Annotated in this window: 14 protein-coding genes; 9 read left to right on the plus strand and 5 right to left on the minus strand. The window is 48.0% G+C overall.

The genetic code is table 11. The features are described from left to right. Positions 1-114 precede the first annotated feature (114 nt). On the plus strand, positions 115-1,374 hold the full coding sequence (locus ACI351_RS06235; protein ID WP_439734402.1) for an adenine-specific methyltransferase EcoRI family protein: 1,260 nt from the start codon (positions 115-117) through the stop codon (positions 1,372-1,374). 240 nt (positions 1,375-1,614) lie between these two features. On the opposite strand, the gene xerA is transcribed toward ACI351_RS06235, so the two are convergent. The 3 genes from xerA to ACI351_RS06250 all read right to left on the minus strand — a co-directional run bounded on the left by xerA (position 1,615) and on the right by ACI351_RS06250 (position 6,450). Continuing rightward, positions 1,615-2,502, minus strand: coding sequence for a site-specific tyrosine recombinase/integron integrase (xerA, locus tag ACI351_RS06240; RefSeq protein ID WP_439734388.1), 888 nt, complete (start codon positions 2,500-2,502; stop codon positions 1,615-1,617). A gap of 314 nt (positions 2,503-2,816) precedes the next feature. Further along, complete coding sequence (gene recA, locus ACI351_RS06245) at positions 2,817-3,896, minus strand: recombinase RecA (protein ID WP_439734403.1); 1,080 nt, start codon at positions 3,894-3,896, stop codon at positions 2,817-2,819. A gap of 28 nt (positions 3,897-3,924) precedes the next feature. After that, positions 3,925-6,450 (minus strand): ATP-dependent Clp protease ATP-binding subunit, encoded by a 2,526-nt coding sequence (locus tag ACI351_RS06250; protein ID WP_439734389.1) that lies wholly within the window; start codon positions 6,448-6,450, stop codon positions 3,925-3,927. A 121-nt stretch (positions 6,451-6,571) separates the two neighbouring features. Between ACI351_RS06250 and ACI351_RS06255 the strand changes: the two genes are divergently transcribed. From ACI351_RS06255 to metG, 6 genes are all read left to right on the plus strand, one after another. Then, positions 6,572-6,733 (plus strand): hypothetical protein, encoded by a 162-nt coding sequence (locus ACI351_RS06255; RefSeq protein ID WP_439734390.1) that lies wholly within the window; start codon positions 6,572-6,574, stop codon positions 6,731-6,733. Between the two features lie 139 nt (positions 6,734-6,872). Further along, positions 6,873-7,403, plus strand: a complete 531-nt coding sequence (locus ACI351_RS06260) for a type IV pilin protein (protein WP_439734391.1) — start codon at positions 6,873-6,875, stop codon at positions 7,401-7,403. A gap of 44 nt (positions 7,404-7,447) precedes the next feature. Next, positions 7,448-8,047 (plus strand): KdsC family phosphatase, encoded by a 600-nt coding sequence (locus tag ACI351_RS06265; protein WP_439734392.1) that lies wholly within the window; start codon positions 7,448-7,450, stop codon positions 8,045-8,047. A 1-nt stretch (position 8,048) separates the two neighbouring features. Beyond that, entirely contained in the window at positions 8,049-8,666 is a 618-nt protein-coding gene (gene tmk, locus ACI351_RS06270) for a dTMP kinase (protein WP_439734393.1), read from the plus strand. Beyond that, positions 8,666-9,682: a DNA polymerase III subunit delta' gene (gene holB / locus ACI351_RS06275; RefSeq protein WP_439734394.1), complete on the plus strand. Its 1,017-nt coding sequence runs from the start codon at positions 8,666-8,668 to the stop codon at positions 9,680-9,682. Before tmk ends, holB begins: the two co-directional genes overlap by 1 nt. Before the next feature lie 8 nt (positions 9,683-9,690). Then, positions 9,691-11,202, plus strand: a complete 1,512-nt coding sequence (gene metG / locus ACI351_RS06280; RefSeq protein WP_439734395.1) for a methionine--tRNA ligase — start codon at positions 9,691-9,693, stop codon at positions 11,200-11,202. A gap of 56 nt (positions 11,203-11,258) precedes the next feature. On the opposite strand, the gene recG is transcribed toward metG, so the two are convergent. Further along, complete coding sequence (gene recG / locus ACI351_RS06285) at positions 11,259-13,352, minus strand: ATP-dependent DNA helicase RecG (protein WP_439734396.1); 2,094 nt, start codon at positions 13,350-13,352, stop codon at positions 11,259-11,261. A 54-nt stretch (positions 13,353-13,406) separates the two neighbouring features. Between recG and ACI351_RS06290 the strand changes: the two genes are divergently transcribed. Beyond that, positions 13,407-14,090 carry a mechanosensitive ion channel family protein gene (locus ACI351_RS06290; protein WP_439734397.1) on the plus strand — a complete coding sequence of 228 codons (684 nt, stop codon included), beginning with the start codon at positions 13,407-13,409 and terminating at the stop codon, positions 14,088-14,090. A 97-nt stretch (positions 14,091-14,187) separates the two neighbouring features. On the opposite strand, the gene ACI351_RS06295 is transcribed toward ACI351_RS06290, so the two are convergent. Continuing rightward, positions 14,188-15,558: a GIY-YIG nuclease family protein gene (locus tag ACI351_RS06295; RefSeq protein WP_439734398.1), complete on the minus strand. Its 1,371-nt coding sequence runs from the start codon at positions 15,556-15,558 to the stop codon at positions 14,188-14,190. Positions 15,559-15,677: 119 nt separating this feature from the next. Between ACI351_RS06295 and rpsT the strand changes: the two genes are divergently transcribed. Beyond that, the gene (gene rpsT, locus ACI351_RS06300) at positions 15,678-15,962 is read left to right on the plus strand and encodes a 30S ribosomal protein S20 (protein WP_439734399.1); all 285 of its coding nucleotides are present in this window, start codon (positions 15,678-15,680) and stop codon (positions 15,960-15,962) included. Positions 15,963-16,267 lie beyond the last annotated feature (305 nt).

The following is a 16,267-nucleotide window of genomic DNA, read 5'->3' on the forward strand; positions in this document are numbered from 1 at the left end:
CAAACAGCAAACAGCAAACAGCAAACAGCAAACAGCAAACAGCAAACAGCAAACAGCAAACAATCTCCTTTAATTGCAGATAAATCTGCAATTTCCTCTGAAGAATATATTTATATTGTTCAATCCTCCTTAGAACCTGCCAAATGTAAAATTGGTCGTACCGATAATTTACAAAGAAGATTAAAAGAATATAATTCCACCACCGGACAGTCAAAAGATAACATCTACACCTATCTTTTTACTTGTAAAGTTAAAAATATGAAAAGGGTGGAAAGCGATATAGCAAACAATTTTCGGCAACTACGAGAGCAAAACAGCCGTGAAATTTATTTTTATAACCAACCACTATTTAATGATTATGTAAATTTTATCCGCGCTCATGAGTATTTCAAAAAAGAAGTATTTATTAGAGAACCCGAAAAGAAAACTATTGTTAAAATTGTGAAAAAAACAACCCCCACACTAGCCGAACGGGGGTTGACCCGTGAAAACATTATGACAAAAGCAAAACGGGTAGATAATGACGAATTTTACACACGTTACGAAGATGTAAAAAAAGAAATAGAGATGTACCCTATAGAAATATGGAAGAACAAATGTGTATTCTGTAATTGTGATGATGCTGTGGGTGAAACCCGTACAGATAAAGACAGTTCGGCCTTTGCCTTATATTTCCTCAGAAACTTTATGCGGTTAGGACTTAAAAAGTTAATTTGTACCCATTATAGCGGACAAATGGACTTATTTCATGCTGGAGCAAAAGGGTATGTATTCACTAAAACAGGTGTAAAAGAAATTATTACGGCCCCCCGCAACTACACAGGTGATTTTGCAGATCCGCTTTCACTACAAATACTCAATAAAGAAGCAGATATTGTCTGTACCAACCCACCCTTTTCCCTTGCAATACCATACTGGAAAACAATAATTAACAGTGGTAAACACTTTTTAATAATATCAAATATCGTCAATGTACTAAACACAGCCTATCTACCTTACTTCATCGAAAAAAAGGCGTGGGCCGGGTATAATCGAATAGATAAATTTTTGAACCCCAAACGAGAACTGGTAGAAGCCGCTGGGCATTGGTACACAAACCTACCTATAAAAAACCGTCCGAAATGGACACATCTTAAAATAGTTCCACTAAAAGAAATACCAGAGAAGTATAGAAAACAGGATGACGAAGGATATTTACTGTTTGACAATGGGTATATTCCGTCCGATTATGACAAGGTTTTCGGTGTTTCTGGGCGCGCTATATTAAACGGCGTACTTGAAAAGGGGTACAAACTAACCAACTATAAACAGTACATACCGCATATCGGGGGCAAAGCGCAATGGTCGCGTGCGTTAATACAAAAAATAAAATAATAGTTAAATAAAGTATCTATATTAAAAAACAGTGTATATTTTAACAATTTTAGTTAACAACGCAAAAAAGTAAAATGGACCAAAATCCTACCCAGAAATATCTGCAAAGAGGATATTGCCTCGTTTACAACGACAGATTCCCGATTACAACCTTCGGGAATGACGCTGGTAGGGAAAGCAGTGGGAATGACAGGGAAGAAATTAGAGGAAAGACTCCCAACAAAGAACTTTTCCCCGCCGCTAGCCGCGCGGGTGGAATTTCTTGTGCTTGTTTTTGAGGTCGGTTACATCCAAATGCGTATAAATCTGCGTCGTCGTCAAATTCGCATGTCCTAACATTTCCTGCAAACTCCTCAGGTCCGCGCCGCCCTGCAATAGGTGGCTCGCAAACGTGTGGCGGAATAAATGCGGATGGAGTTTTTGCGAAATCCCCGCTTTGCGGCCCAAATCGGCCAAATCTTTCCAAACGGAAACGCGGCTTATTTTTTTGCCGTTTTTGTTTAAAAACACTTCAGAGCCGACATCTTTATCGGCAAAATAGCCTTCGCGCATCGCCAAATAACGTTTTAAACGCTCGCACGCTTGTTCGTGAATCGGCACAAAACGCTGCTTGCCGCCCTTACCAAAGGCAAGCACCCAGCCTTCCTCAATGTTGACATTTTCCAAACGCAGGCCGATGAGTTCACTCACGCGCAGCCCCGCCGCATACAAAAGTTCAATAATAGTAACAGTTCGCATCTCGGCCAGCGTCTCGGCCGGATAGGATAAAAGCCGCTCCATTTCCTCGCGCGTGAGCTGGGTGGGAATTTTTTGCGTCAACTTAGGCGATTTTAAAAAACGGGTGGGATCCTCTTTTATTTTTTCTTCCACCATCAAAAAACGGTAAAAACTTTTTACGGCTTCCATTTTACGAAACACGCTGGACGGCGCCAAACCTTCCACCACGCGCAGCTGATAATTGTATCGGTCCAAAAAATCGGGAGTGGCCTCCTCGGGTTTAATTTCGCTCGCCATGCAGTATTCTAAAAAACTTTCCACGTCCGCACCGTAAGACAGGACGGTATTTTTAGCAAGTTGCCGTTCAAAAGTTAAATGATTTTTATAATCTTCCAATAAAAGTTCATCCATAGCGTTATTATAGGAAAAAATAAAATATTTTTCCGTTTCTGCCTTCTCTGCACTCCGCCAACTTTTCAGTATAACCCCATATACACGCCGTGCAGTGCAGAATAACATCGTAGAAGTTTGGCTGATTTTTCAGATTTGCGCTAAATTTGCGTTGTCAGTTGCCCGAGGAAGTACTGCCAGGTACGCCGAGAGGCAAGGGAACGCAAAGTTAGCCAAATGTGGAAAATGGTTGCCCGAAAAAGCAACAACGGACACGAAACTCCTTTCGTATCCGTTGTGCGTAAAGCGTAAGATAAGAATCTCTTTTTCCAATCTTATTTCTTAGCGGCTTTCCCTTTGGCGGCCAATTTTGCTTCTTCTTCCTTCGTTACCGCCTCTGCGTCCGTCAGTTTTTTACCGTCGTAATGATGGCCCAAATACTTGACGTATAATTTATCTTCAATTTCCGCGGCCAGTTCCGGATTGTCCTTTAAATACTGGCGGGCATTTTCCGCGCCTTGGCCCAATTTTTCCTCACCGTAAATAAACCAGCTTCCGCTTTTTTCAATAAATCCGGCTTCCACGCCTTTATCAATAATACAGGCTTCGCGCGAAATTCCCTTGCCTAAAATCATTGTAAATTCGGCTTGGCGGTACGGCGGGGCCACTTTGTTTTTGGTCACTTTGGCGCGCACGCGGGTGCCGACAACCTCGTCGCCTTTCTTCAAATTTTCAATGCGGCGTACATCAATACGCACAGACGCGTAAAATTTAAGCGCCAGACCGCCCGGAGTAGTTTCCGGATTACCGAACATTACGCCGATTTTCTGGCGCAGCTGGTTAATAAAAATAATGCTTGTTTTAGTTTTGTTGAGCAGACTGGTGAGTTTGCGCAGAGCTTGACTCATCAAGCGCGCCTGAAGACCGACGTGCGCATCGCCCATTTCGCCTTCAATTTCGGCTTTTGGCACAAGCGCAGCCACAGAATCCACCACAATCAAATCAATCGCACCGGAGCGGACCAGTTTTTCGGCAATTTCCAAGGCTTGTTCGCCGGAGTCGGGCTGCGAGACCAACAGTTCATCCACATTCACGCCCAGATGTTCGGCATACACGGGGTCAAGCGCGTGTTCCGCATCAATAAATGCCACGGTGCCGCCCATTTTTTGGGTCTGCGCCGCTACATGCAAAGACAGCGTGGTTTTACCGCCGGCTTCCGGCCCGTAAATTTCAATTACGCGTCCGCGGGGAAGTCCCCCTACACCCAGCGCTAAATCCAACGACAGCGCACCCGTGGGAATTGCTTCCACCTTTTGCACGTTGCCGCCGCCTAATTTACAAATCGCTTCTTTTCCGAAAGCTTTTTCAATTTGCCCAAGGGCCAATTCCAACGCTTTCTGTTTGTTTGCATCCATCGCCATTACGAGTGTCCTCCACTAAGATTTAAATGCTTACGGCTTCTTTTTTAGTCGCCGCGCCGGAAAAAGTCAGTTTTCCGGCTTCTTTATCACAGTCTACAATAATTTTAGCGCCCGCAGGATAACGATTGACCAAAATGTTTTCAGCCAAAGGGTCCTCCAACTCGCGCTGGAGCGTGCGCAGCAGAGGCCGCGCGCCGAATTTGACATCAAATCCTTTTTCCACCAAAAATTCTTTGGCGGCGGGAGTAAGTTCAAGTTCCAATTCTTTTTCGGCTAATTTATCGGCCACGTCTTCCAGCGCAAGGTCCAAAATTTGGCCGATATGCTCTTTGGACAGCGAATGGAATACCACAATTTCGTCAATACGGTTGATAAATTCGGGATTAAACGTCTTTTTGACTTCTTCCATTACGTTTTGGCGCATATCTTTATATTGTTCCTCTTCGGACTGTTTAGCCGCAAACCCAAGCTGCGAGCCTTTATTAGTAATTTCCCGCGCACCGACGTTGGACGTCATAATAATCACGCAGTTTTTAAAACTCACTTTATGGCCCAAATTGTCCGATAATGCCCCTTCGTCGAGCACTTGCAAAAGAATATTGTAAATATCCGGATGCGCTTTTTCCAATTCGTCCAATACCACCACACTGTACGGTCGTCGGCGGACGGCTTCGGTCAGCTGGCCGCCCTCTTCATAGCCTACGTACCCGGGGGGTGCGCCGATAAGGCGCGACACCGCAAATTTTTCCATATATTCGGACATATCCAACCGAATCATCGCATCTTCGTCGCCAAACAGGAACGTAGCCAAACTTTTGGCGAGTTCGGTCTTACCCACGCCCGTCGGGCCCAGGAATAAAAATCCCCCAATCGGGCGGTGCGGATTGCCCAAACCGGTGCGGTTGCGGCGGATCGCCTGCGAAACGGCTTTTACCGCATCATCCTGGCCGATGATACGCTCGTGCAGTTCTTCTTCCATATGCAGAATTTTATCGGTTTCGCTCTGCGTCAGCCGCGTCACCGGGATACCCGTCCATTTAGAAGCCACGAGTGCGATATCTTCTTCCGTCACTTCGGGCGTTTGCTTGCCGCGTTCTTCCTGCCATTTTTGTTTCAAATGGTCGATGTAATTTTTCAGCCGGTCCTCGGTTTCCTTGGCGGCGGCGGCTTTTTCAAATTCTTTTTTGGAAAGCGCGTCGTCTTTTTCCAGCACGGCTTGATTGTACTCGGCCTGCTTCTGTTTAATCTCAGGCGGCAAAACTGCGTGTTTTAAGCGCGCACGCGCGCCTGCTTCGTCAAATAAGTCAAGCGCTTTGTCCGGCATTGCGCGGTCAGTAATATAGCGGTCCGCAATGGCAGCGGCGGCACGGACGGCACCGTCCGTGTATTTTACTTTATGGTGCGCTTCGTACTTGCCGCGGACGCCTTTTAAAATAGTAATGGTTTCTTCCACGTCCGGCGGGTCGGCCACCACGGGTTGGAAGCGGCGTTCTAGGGCGGTGTCGGCCTCAATGTATTTGCGGTATTCGTCAAATGTCGTTGCGCCGATGCACTGCACTTCGCCGCGCGCCAGAGCGGGTTTTAACATATTGGAAGCGTCAATAGATCCCTCCGCCGCGCCCGCGCCAATAATGGTATGGAGTTCGTCAATAAAGATAATAGCGTCTTGGGCGGAGGCCATTTCATCGATGATGTTTTTCAAACGCTGTTCAAATTCGCCGCGGTACTTGGTTCCCGCCACAACGGACGCAAGGTCCAAGGCCAACAAGCGTTTGCCGCCGAGCACGTCCGAAATTTCGCCGCGCGCGATTTTTTGCGCAAGTCCCTCCACAATGGCCGTCTTGCCCACCCCGGGTTCGCCGATAAGCACGGGATTGTTTTTGGAGCGGCGGACCAAAATTTGCACCAAACGCTCAATTTCCTCTTCGCGGCCGATGACGGGGTCCAGCTTGTTTTGGGCGGCCAAACGCGTCAAGTCGCGCGTGTATTCGTCCAGGGTAGGGGTTTTGCTTTTCTTCTTGGCAACAGACTCGCGGGAATTTTTGGAAAGAGAATTTAAATTGATTTCCTGCGGCAAATCCGAAATATCCTCGTTCAAATCGCCCTGCTCGGCGTCTCCCAAAAAACTGAGTACGGTATCGCGCACCAAATCCAAATTCAAACCCAAATTTTCCAAAATTTTGCACGCCATACCTTCTTCTTCGCGAATCAACCCCAGCAAAATATGCTCCGTACCGATGTGTTCGTTTCCCAGCATCTGGGATTCTTCCACGGAAAATTCCAGTACTTTTTTAGCACGCGGCGTGAACGGGATTTCACCCAAGAGCATAATAGTATCCCCCACGCCCACCATCTTTTCGATTTCTTGGCGTACCTTGCGAAACGTAACGCCCAAATTGGACAAAATTTTATTGGAAACGGTTCCTTCAATGGCGCTTAACCCCAAAAGGATATGTTCCGTACCGACGTAATCGTGGTTCAGCCGTTTGGCTTCTTCCTGCGCGATAAGAATAATCTTCTGCGCGTTTGACGTAAATTTCTTTGCCATCTAAAATACCCCTGGATAAAAAACGATTACTTTTATTATATAAAAATAACTTTCCCCGCGCGGGGCGGAAATAAATTACAACGCATCAGGTTAGAAAGAACCGCGATTTTGCTATAATAAAGTGATTTTACGACAGGAGGATTTTTCCCGCGCGCCAAGCGCGGAAACGATACAATTTCATCTGTTTTTGGAACCGCACACGGGTGCGGAGAGCTTTTGGATAACCAAAGGCACTATTGACCTCCAAAAACAGTCGTTTGAAGGCGCAAAGCAAACGGCCTAATTACCCGTTTGTTCTGCGCCGAATGTCTGCCGCCTTTCGGGGCGGCGGACTACGGCTGTTATGGTGTGGGTTAGGTCAATAGGCTCAACTGTAACGGCCGTTTTTTACGGTTGGGCCCGACACGAAAAAGGAATAATCTATGGAAACAAACGGGTTCACCCTGATTGAGTTATTAGTCGTCGTACTGATTATCGGCATTTTGTCCGCCGTCGCCCTGCCGCAATACAACCGCGCGGTTTTAAAAGCGCGCTACTCGGAACTGCAAACCATTATCTCCGCTTATAAAACAGCCGCGGAAACATACTATATGGCCAACGGCGCCTATCCCGATTACTGGACCGATATGGATATAGATCCACCCTCCGGCTGCACGGCGGAGGCCACGAGGGTGGGAGGCTACCTTTATTGCGGCAAAAAATCATTCTCTCTCGATTTATACAATAATCACAATAAAAATTTAGTAGGGTTCTATCGCCCTAACAATAAAACCAAAGCGGCCTATGTACAATGGCTGGACGTATCCGAAAAACCGGGCCGGCGCGAATGCTGGGCCGTTACGGGAGATGCGGATGCTCGTGCTTTTTGCCGCAGTTTAAACGGCGTTGAAACGGGAGCGGTCTCGCACACCAACTGCCCTGCGGGAGGGTGCACCATATACGAACTGCCTTAAAAGCCGGGCGCGCCGCGCCGCCCGATTTGGTATAATACCCATATATGGAAGAACTTATCAAACGGGCTAAAAAAATCAAAGCCATTCTGACCGACGTGGACGGCATTTTAACAGACGGGAAAGTAAACTTTTTCGTTACGCCGGAAGGGAAAATAGACGAATTTAAATCTTTTAACACGCAGGACGGCATCGCCATTATGCTCTGCCGCGGTGCGGGCATTATCTGCGGCATTATCACGGGCCGCCGCCACCCCACCACGGTGGAGCGCGCGCGCAACCTAGGCTACAAATACATCTACCAGGGCTTTTTAACCAAAACAGGCCCTTTAAAAGACATTTTAGCGCGCGAAGGCCTCTCGGCCGAAGAAGTGGCATACATCGGCGACGATATCACCGATATGCCGCTTTTAAAACGCGTCGGTTTTGCGGCCACAGTACCTAATGCTTTAGACTGCGTAAAAGAATGTTCGCACTACGTTACTAAACGCGCGGGAGGGGACGGCGCGTACCGCGAAATTATTGATTTTATCCTAAACGCCCAAGGCAAACTGGCCCCGCAAATTGAGCAGATGGACCAATCCGAATGGAAAGCGGGCCCCAAGGCGGAAATGGAAATCATTACGTCGCAGGAAGGCATCGCCTAATATGAAAGGAAAATTTATCGTTTTAGAAGGGCCGGACCGCTGCGGCAAATCTACCCAAGCCAAAATGCTGGTCAACCATTTGATCGCGCTTGGAAAAGAGGTGGTACTCACGCGCGAACCCGGCGGCACGCCTACGGCGGAAAAAATCCGCCAAATCGTATTGGAGCCCGGGCTTGACATCCGCCCGATGGCCGAGCTGTTTTTATACGAAGCCTCCCGCGCGCAGCACACGCAGGAAAAAATTCTGCCCGCGCTCAACGAAGGCAAAATCGTCATCTGCGAACGCTATACAATGTCTACCTGCGCCTATCAAGGCTACGGACGCGGCATTGATTTAAACGTAATCAATACGCTCAACCAAATTGCCGCCTTGGAAACAAAACCCGATTTGACGCTCGTATTTTTAATGTCGGACAAATACTTTACCGAACGCGGCGAATACCTGTTTTCCGACCGTCTGGAACAGGAGAATGTAGCCTTCCGCCAAAAAATGCGGAGCGGGTATTTGGAAATGATTGAACGTACGCCCAACGCGTATTTAATAGACGCAGACAAAAACATTTCCGAAATTCAGGCGCGCGTCATAGAACTTTTAAAGGAAAATCACATTACAGATTAATGCCGTTTGCCGATATCCTCGGGCAGGAAAAAGCCTCCTCGTATTTACAAAACTTGGTCCGGAACCAAAAAGTTCCGGCGGCCTTGTTGTTTTACGGACCAGACGGCGTAGGCAAAGGCAAAACTGCCAAGGAATTTGCCAAAGCGTTAAACTGCCAAGACCCTGCGGCCCGCAAAAACGGCGACGCATGCGGACACTGCCCCAGCTGCCAAGCCATTGAAAAAGGCACCCACCCCGATGTAACGTTTGTGGACTTTGTCTATCAGGCGCGGTTAGAAGTAAAAAAAGATTTTACCAGCAAAGGATACGAAGAAGAACTGGAAAAAGAAATTGCCAAACAACAACACATCAGCGTGGATACCATTCGCGACGTAACGGCCAAATCGCAACAAAAGTCCGTACAAGGCGGCTGGAAAGTGCTGATTGTGGACCACGCCCAGACAATGCAGGGCGCAGCGGCGAACGCACTGTTAAAATTTATTGAAGAACCGCCCGCCAAAACGCTTTGGATTTTAATTACGGACAAACGCTCCGTAATGCTGCGCACCATTTTGTCGCGCTGCCAGCCGCTTGCGTTTGCACCGCTTCCGGCCGAAATTATCAAACAAATTTTAACGCAAACCGGAACAGAAACGAACAATTTGGATTTATGCGCCCGTTACGCGGGCGGATCCGTTTCCGGAGCGGTTCGGGCGGACGGAGCGTTAACCCTTTTGCAAGAAGCGGGCTTCGGCCCAAACGGATGCAGCCCGCAAGGTCCGTCCGCTGTGGCGGCGGGGCTTAGCCGCACGCTCGTCACCGCACGCAAAGAGGCGCAGGCCGCGCTCGACGTTACCATAGCCGCTTTGCACGAAGCTTGGCACAACGCGCCGGACGAACGAGTCCGCCACGCGCTGCAAAACGCGCTCCAACGGTTTGAAAATTACAAACGCAGTATTTCGCGCAACGTATCGCCCGCCCTTGTACTGGAAACCGCCCTGATGGGCCTGGACGGACTGAACGTACGGATTTTTTAGGAGAGTATATGAAGAATAAATTTTACGTTACCACCCCCATTTATTATGTGAACTCCGTGCCGCACATCGGTCACGCGTACACCACAATTGCGCTGGATATTTTATCCCGCTACAAACGCCAGAAAGGCTTCGATGTACGCTTTTTGACGGGTACCGATGAACATGGCGCAAACATTGAAAAATCCGCCGCCGCCAAAGGCGTTTCCCCCAAAGCGTGGACGGACGAAGTGTCCGCCAAGTACAAAGAAATGTGGAAAATCCTTAACATTTCTTACGATGATTTTATCCGTACCACCGACGAAAAACACGAACACGTCGTACAGGCGGTTTTTGAAAAACTGTTAAAAAGCGGAGACATTTACTTGGGTTCATACTCCGGCAAATACTGTCTGTCCTGCGAACAGTACTACAACGAAAGCGAAATTTTGGAAGGAGGCCTCTGCCCCGTGCATAAAAAACCCTTAACCGAAGTGCACGAGGAAACGTATTTCTTTAAACTTTCCCGCTACGAAAAACCGCTCCTAAAATACTACGAAGAACACCCCGAATTTTTAAGCCCTAAAACGCGCGCCAACGAAATCATCAATTTTGTAAAAGGCGGCCTGCAGGACCTGTCCGTCACGCGCACGAAAGTGGCTTGGGGCGTACGGGTTCCCAGCAACCCGCAGCATACCATTTACGTATGGTTTGATGCACTGATCAACTACATTACCGCCGCGGGTTTCGGCACGTTGATTTGCGATGACAAAGCCGAACATGAAGCGCAGTTAAAACAAATCCGCGCCGAAAAATTTGAGGACCTCTGGCCCGCCGATTTGCACTTGGTGGGTAAAGAAATTTTCCGTTTCCACACAGTCATTTGGCCGGCGGTGCTGATGGCCTTGGGGCTGCCGCTTCCCAAAAAAGTATTTGCGCACGGCTGGTGGACGGTGGAAGGCGAAAAAATGTCCAAGTCGCTAGGCAACATTGTAGACCCGGCCGAAGTGGCCGCCAAATACGGCGTGGATCCGGTGCGCGCGTTTCTGTTCCGCGAAGTGCCTTTTGGACAAGACGGGGATTTTTCAATGGAAAGTTTTAAAAACCGTTATAATTCCGACCTCGCCAACAACATTGGCAACCTGCTTTCCCGCACGCTGAATATGGCCGCTAAAAATATCGGTGAACTGCCAGCAGATATTCAAGGCGATTACAAATTACTCGCCAAGTCGACCGAAGTAGAAACCGCCATTGACAAAGCCTACGACGAGCTGGCCTTTGATAAAGTACTGGAAAACATTTACGGATTTGCGGGTGATTTAAACAAACTCGTCGACGAGAAAAAGCCCTGGGAACTGGCCAAAACGGACCCGGAAGGCGCAAAAGATGTGCTCTTGGAACTCGTGGCGTGCCTGCGCAAAGTGGCCCTGTGGCTGGAGCCGTTTATGCCGACTGTCGCCAAAGAAATGCAGCGCCGTCTGGAACCGGGCAAGATTGAAAAATATCCGCCTTTGTTCCCCCGCCTGGAAGCGGACAAAAAATAAATTTGGGTTGAACACACAAAAAACGGACGCTTATAAAAGCGTCCGTTTTTCGTCAGTTAGCTTAAATCGATCAAGTGCCAATTCTTTTGATAAAGCTCGGCTAATTTTCGCCTAAAAAGTGCGTGCTCGGGTTTCACAAGAGCGGGATCTTGCGCCAAAAGTTCATCGCGGTCCTCAATTGCCCAATACAAAATATCGCGGTCTTTAAAAATATCGCCCGCTTTAAATTCCAATTCGCCGCTTTGGCGGGTACCTAAAATTTCCCCCGGGCCGCGCAGCTGCATATCGCGCTCGCCGATTTTAAAGCCGTCGCGCGTCGCGCAAATAATATCCACGCGTTCCTTGGCCACGCTGCCCGCGTGCTGCGGCACCAAAATACAAAAACTCTCGTGTTCTCCGCGGCCCACGCGTCCGCGAAGCTGGTGCAAACTGGCCAGCCCAAACCGCTCCGCATTTTCAATTACCATAACAGTGGCGTTTTTAACGTCAATGCCCACCTCAATAACGGGAGTCGCCACCAAGATATCGGTTTTGTGCGCGGCGAAATCGGCCATTACCGCTTCTTTTTCCGCTTGGCACATCTGGCCGTGCAAAATAGCCAAACGGAACTCCGGAAATACCGCTTTTAATTTTTCAAATTCTTCCGTAACGGCCTTGGCGGACACCTTTTCGCTCTCTTCAATCAGCGGGAAAACGATATACGCCTGCCGGCCCTTTTTCACTTCCTCGCGCACGCGGTCATACGCCAGTTTGGACGTGGCGGCTTCGGTTTGAATCGGCTGGCGGTTCGGCGGAAGTTCCGACAAAGTAGACACGTCCAAATCCCCGTAAAACGCAAGTGCCAGCGTACGCGGGATGGGGGTGGCAGTCATTGTCAGCAAATCAAGTTTAGAGGTTTTTTCTTTCAGTTTACTGCGCTGTTTTACACCGAAGCGGTGCTGTTCGTCAATTACCGCCAAACGCAGATTGGCAAATTTTACGTCTTCCTGAATGACGGAGTGTGTACCCACTAAAATGTTTATTTTTCCTTCGGAGAGTTCCTTTAAAATTTTCTTTTTGGCGGCGGCTTTGGTACTGGAAGACAGCACCGCCACGTTTACATCTAACCCTTTTAAAATGCGCTTAAAGGTCAAAAAATGTTGTTCGGCTAAAATTTCCGTCGGCGCCATTAAGGCCGCCTGATAACCGTTTTCCACGGCGAGCAGCATCGCGCACAGCGCCACCACCGTCTTACCGGATCCGACGTCCCCTTGTAACAGGCGGTTCATCGGGCGGGGCGAACATAAATCTTTAAAAATTTCGTTGATTACTTTTTTTTGGCTGTTTGTAAATTCAAAACCTAAGTTTTCCCGAAAAGGCGTAAGCAGTGTTTTTTTGATTTCGTACGCATAATTTTTAGCCAAAATTTTGGTTTGCGTACGCTTAATTCCCCACGCCGTAGCTAGGAGTAAAAATTCCTCGTATGCCAAACGGCCGCGCGCGCTTTCCAGCTCCGCCAGCGAATTGGGAAAATGAATAGCTTTTAACGCCTGCGGAGCACTTAACAGTTTACGTTTGGAAATTAAAAAAGGAGGCAAAATTTCCGGCTCGCGCGTTAAAGATTCCGTCTGTAATGCTTCGTGCACAAACAGGCGAAACTGCTTGTTCGTCAGCCCTTCAGTAAGCGAATACACGGGCGTTAAACGGCCTGCGTGCAGCTGCGTTAACTCGTCTCCGGCCGGATACTGCTCTTCAACAGTAACTTTATTACCAAAAAAATTATTCTTGTCATCGCGCCGGCCGATTACCCAAACCTCGCTGTTCATACGAAAATCTTTCTTCAGCTGCCCAAATGGATCAAAACGAAAACCGCGGTACATTCGTTTTTTAAACCACGTGCACTCGATTTGCGCGCCGCGTTCATTCTCTAAAAATGCTTTAAAAATCAATACGCTGCGTGCCGGAATTTCCTGCGTACGCAACACTCTCCCTTTAAAGACAACAAGTGCATCCGAATTATATTCGTTAGGCGGGGCGCCAATACGGCGGTCCTGATAAGTGCGGGGATAATAATGGAGCAAATCTTCTACCGTCGCAATTTCCAAACGGTTAAACAGTTTGGCTTTGGCGGGGCCGATTCCTTTTAAGTATTGAATTTGGGTAGATGTCATAGCTCTTCTTATTTTACAAATAATATTTGCTACAATTAAAAAAAAGGAGACACTATGATAAATTTTGAAGAGATTTCCAGACAAATAAGTTCGCACTTTTTACAGCTGGGACAGAGCGGTTTGAAGATTCTCGTTGCCTTGTTGGCAGCAATGTTGATTTTGGTTATCGGGCTGTATCTTTCCCGATTTGTGGGGTCGGTGGTCAAGAAGATTTTAAACAAAATTGCGTTTGACGAAAAAACCTCCAAACTTGGCATTAACGAATTGTGCGTCCGTTTCGGGCTTGGCAAATCCCCCACTTATATTATTTCGTTTGTCCTTTCTTGGGCGGTAATTTTTTACGCCATCGTGTTGGCGGCAGACGTGTTAAAACTGTTTGTCATTCGTGACTTATTTACCCGATTCTTAGAGTTTATTCCCACGCTGTTTGCGTCGGTGCTGATTTTATTTGCGGGCCTGCTGTTCGGCAAATTGATGGGCAACATTATTGAAAACTCTGCAAAAGCCAACAATTTAAAAGGCGGCCTGTTTATCTCGCGCGCCGTGTATGCGTTTATTGTATTTTTCTGTGCGATGCTGGCAGTGGAAAATTTGGGGTTTGCTACGCAGCTCGTCAACAACGTAGTGATTATCGTATTGGCGTCCTTGGGACTGGCGTTTGGAATCGGCGTGGGACTCGGTTCCAAAAATATGGTGGAAACCTTCCTGCGTGATTTGTTTAAAAAAGACGAAGAATAATTCATTTAAATATGCCAAGGCCGGAGGAACGCTCCGGCCTTTTTTGTTGTTAAATTCCGCGCGGAATACTTGTCAACACCGGCCGCCAACGGCGGATTTACAAATCGCGTCCGGCGGGGTCTTTGCCGTCTATCAGTCCTTCCTGCTTTTCGTGGCCGTGGATTTCGGCTTTGTCCCTCAGTTTACGGTGATATGTAATTGCAAAACGGTGTACTTCGTCGCGGATTTCCATCAGCAAGTTTAACGCGGGGTCTCCGACGGGCAGTTTAATGCTCTCCTGCGCGGCGGGCAGGTAAATGCCTTCGTGCGTTTCCGCAAGGGCAATAAACGGGATAAACATTCCCGCGCGTTCGTAGGCATTCAGCGCGGCGGAAATTTGGCTTTTGCCGCCGTCAAGCAAAATTAAATCGGGCGTTTGGGCAGGGTCGCGCTTGATTTGGCGCAGACGGCGGTAGACGCTTTCTTCCATCATCGTAAAATCGCTTCCGCCGCGTTCGGGCAGTTTGGAGCGGATTTTAAAACGGCGGTAGTGTTCGTGGTTTTTCTCGCCGTTAATATAACACACCATACACCCCACGGCCTCGCGCCCGAACAGGTGGGAGTTATCAAACGCCTCAATATGCGCGGGCAGTTTGTGCATGCCGATTACTTCGGCCAGCCGTTTAAGCTTGTCGGTATTTTCCATAGCCGTCGTAATTTTTTCGTCTTTAAAACGGCCGACAAGCACGCGCTCTTTCATATGCGAAAGCGCGTGCAAAAAATTGCGGAACACGGCGGCCTGTTCGTATTCCATTTTATCCGAATGGGCTTTCATCAATGCCGTAATATTTTCGGTAATGTTACCAAAATTGCCTTCCAAAAAATCCGCCATACGCTGCGCAAGCGCGCGGTAATCTTCGTACGAAATTTTCCCCGCGCACGGCGCCGGACATTGGCCCGTGTGGTAATAGATGCACGTGTTTATTTTACGCGGGTCCAGTTCTCTTTCGCGCGAAAAATTCCACTTGCACGGCCGCAGCGGCGCATATTTGCTCTTCCACAAAAAACGCATTAAACTTTTCACAATGCTGGACTTGGGATACGGCCCGAAATATAAGTCCTTCCCGCGGATTACGCGGCGCGTCATCTGCAACCGCGGATAGTCCTCGGCCATCGTCAATTTCAAATAAGGGTAGCTTTTGCCGTCTTTGCCGAGCGAATTAAAAAAGGGTTGGTACTGCTTGATGAGTTTTTCTTCCAAGACCAGCGCGTCGCGTTCGCTGGCGCAAGTAACGTAATCTATTTTGGCAATCAGCGGCAGCAGGCTGGGCAGCTTCCAGCCGCGCGAGTAGAGATTAGACTCCTGAAAATACTGTTTTACGCGGTCAGCCAGATTTTTGGCTTTGCCGATGTAAATAATGGTCCCTTCTTTGGAGCGCATAATGTACACGCCAGGCTTATTTGGTAAAATAGAAAGACGCGGATCCATAGTTATATTTTAACATTTCCCATACGGCGTTTAGCGGGCAGACCAAAAACGGGTTGACCGCGGGGCGCGGAATAGGTTAAAATATTAGTAACCCGATTTTTCTATAGAGGAATTATTAAATGGCAAAATTAAAAACTGGTAGACACACGAGCGCCATCAAAGCGCAGCGCCAAGCTGAAAAAAGAACTTCCGAAAACAAAGGTTTAATTAAAAAAGTCCGCTTGGCCACCAAAGCCGTGAACGCTTCCGCCAAAACGAAGGCCGCCACGCTGAAAGAAGACTTGAAAAAAGCCGATTCTTGCATCGATAAAGCCGCCAAAAAGAATGTTATCCACTGGAAAACGGCCGCCCGCAAGAAATCCCGCTTGGCCAAAGCCGCCAACAAAGCAGCTGCCGTCAAATAAGTCTTATCTCACACTATTTAAAACCGCTCCTTTAGGGGCGGTTTTTTGTTGTGTTTTTCAAATGCCAAAAAAGATCTTACGGTATAACATAGGCTCTTTTCGTATATAACAAAAGCGGCGCTCCGTAAGAACGCCGCTTTTCACACTAAACCAATTTTTAATTTTCAGCCGGATTGTGTTTATATTTAAAAATAAGCGCAAACAGTACGGCTACAACCAGTGAATATCCTGCGAAGATAAACCAAGATTCACTCCAGCCCGTCATAATCGCGCTGGATACGTCCGCCGGATACACTTCGCCCGCG

Origin of the sequence: Candidatus Avelusimicrobium sp. (assembly GCF_051874775.1) — a bacterium.
GTDB lineage: Bacteria > Elusimicrobiota > Elusimicrobia > Elusimicrobiales > Elusimicrobiaceae > Avelusimicrobium.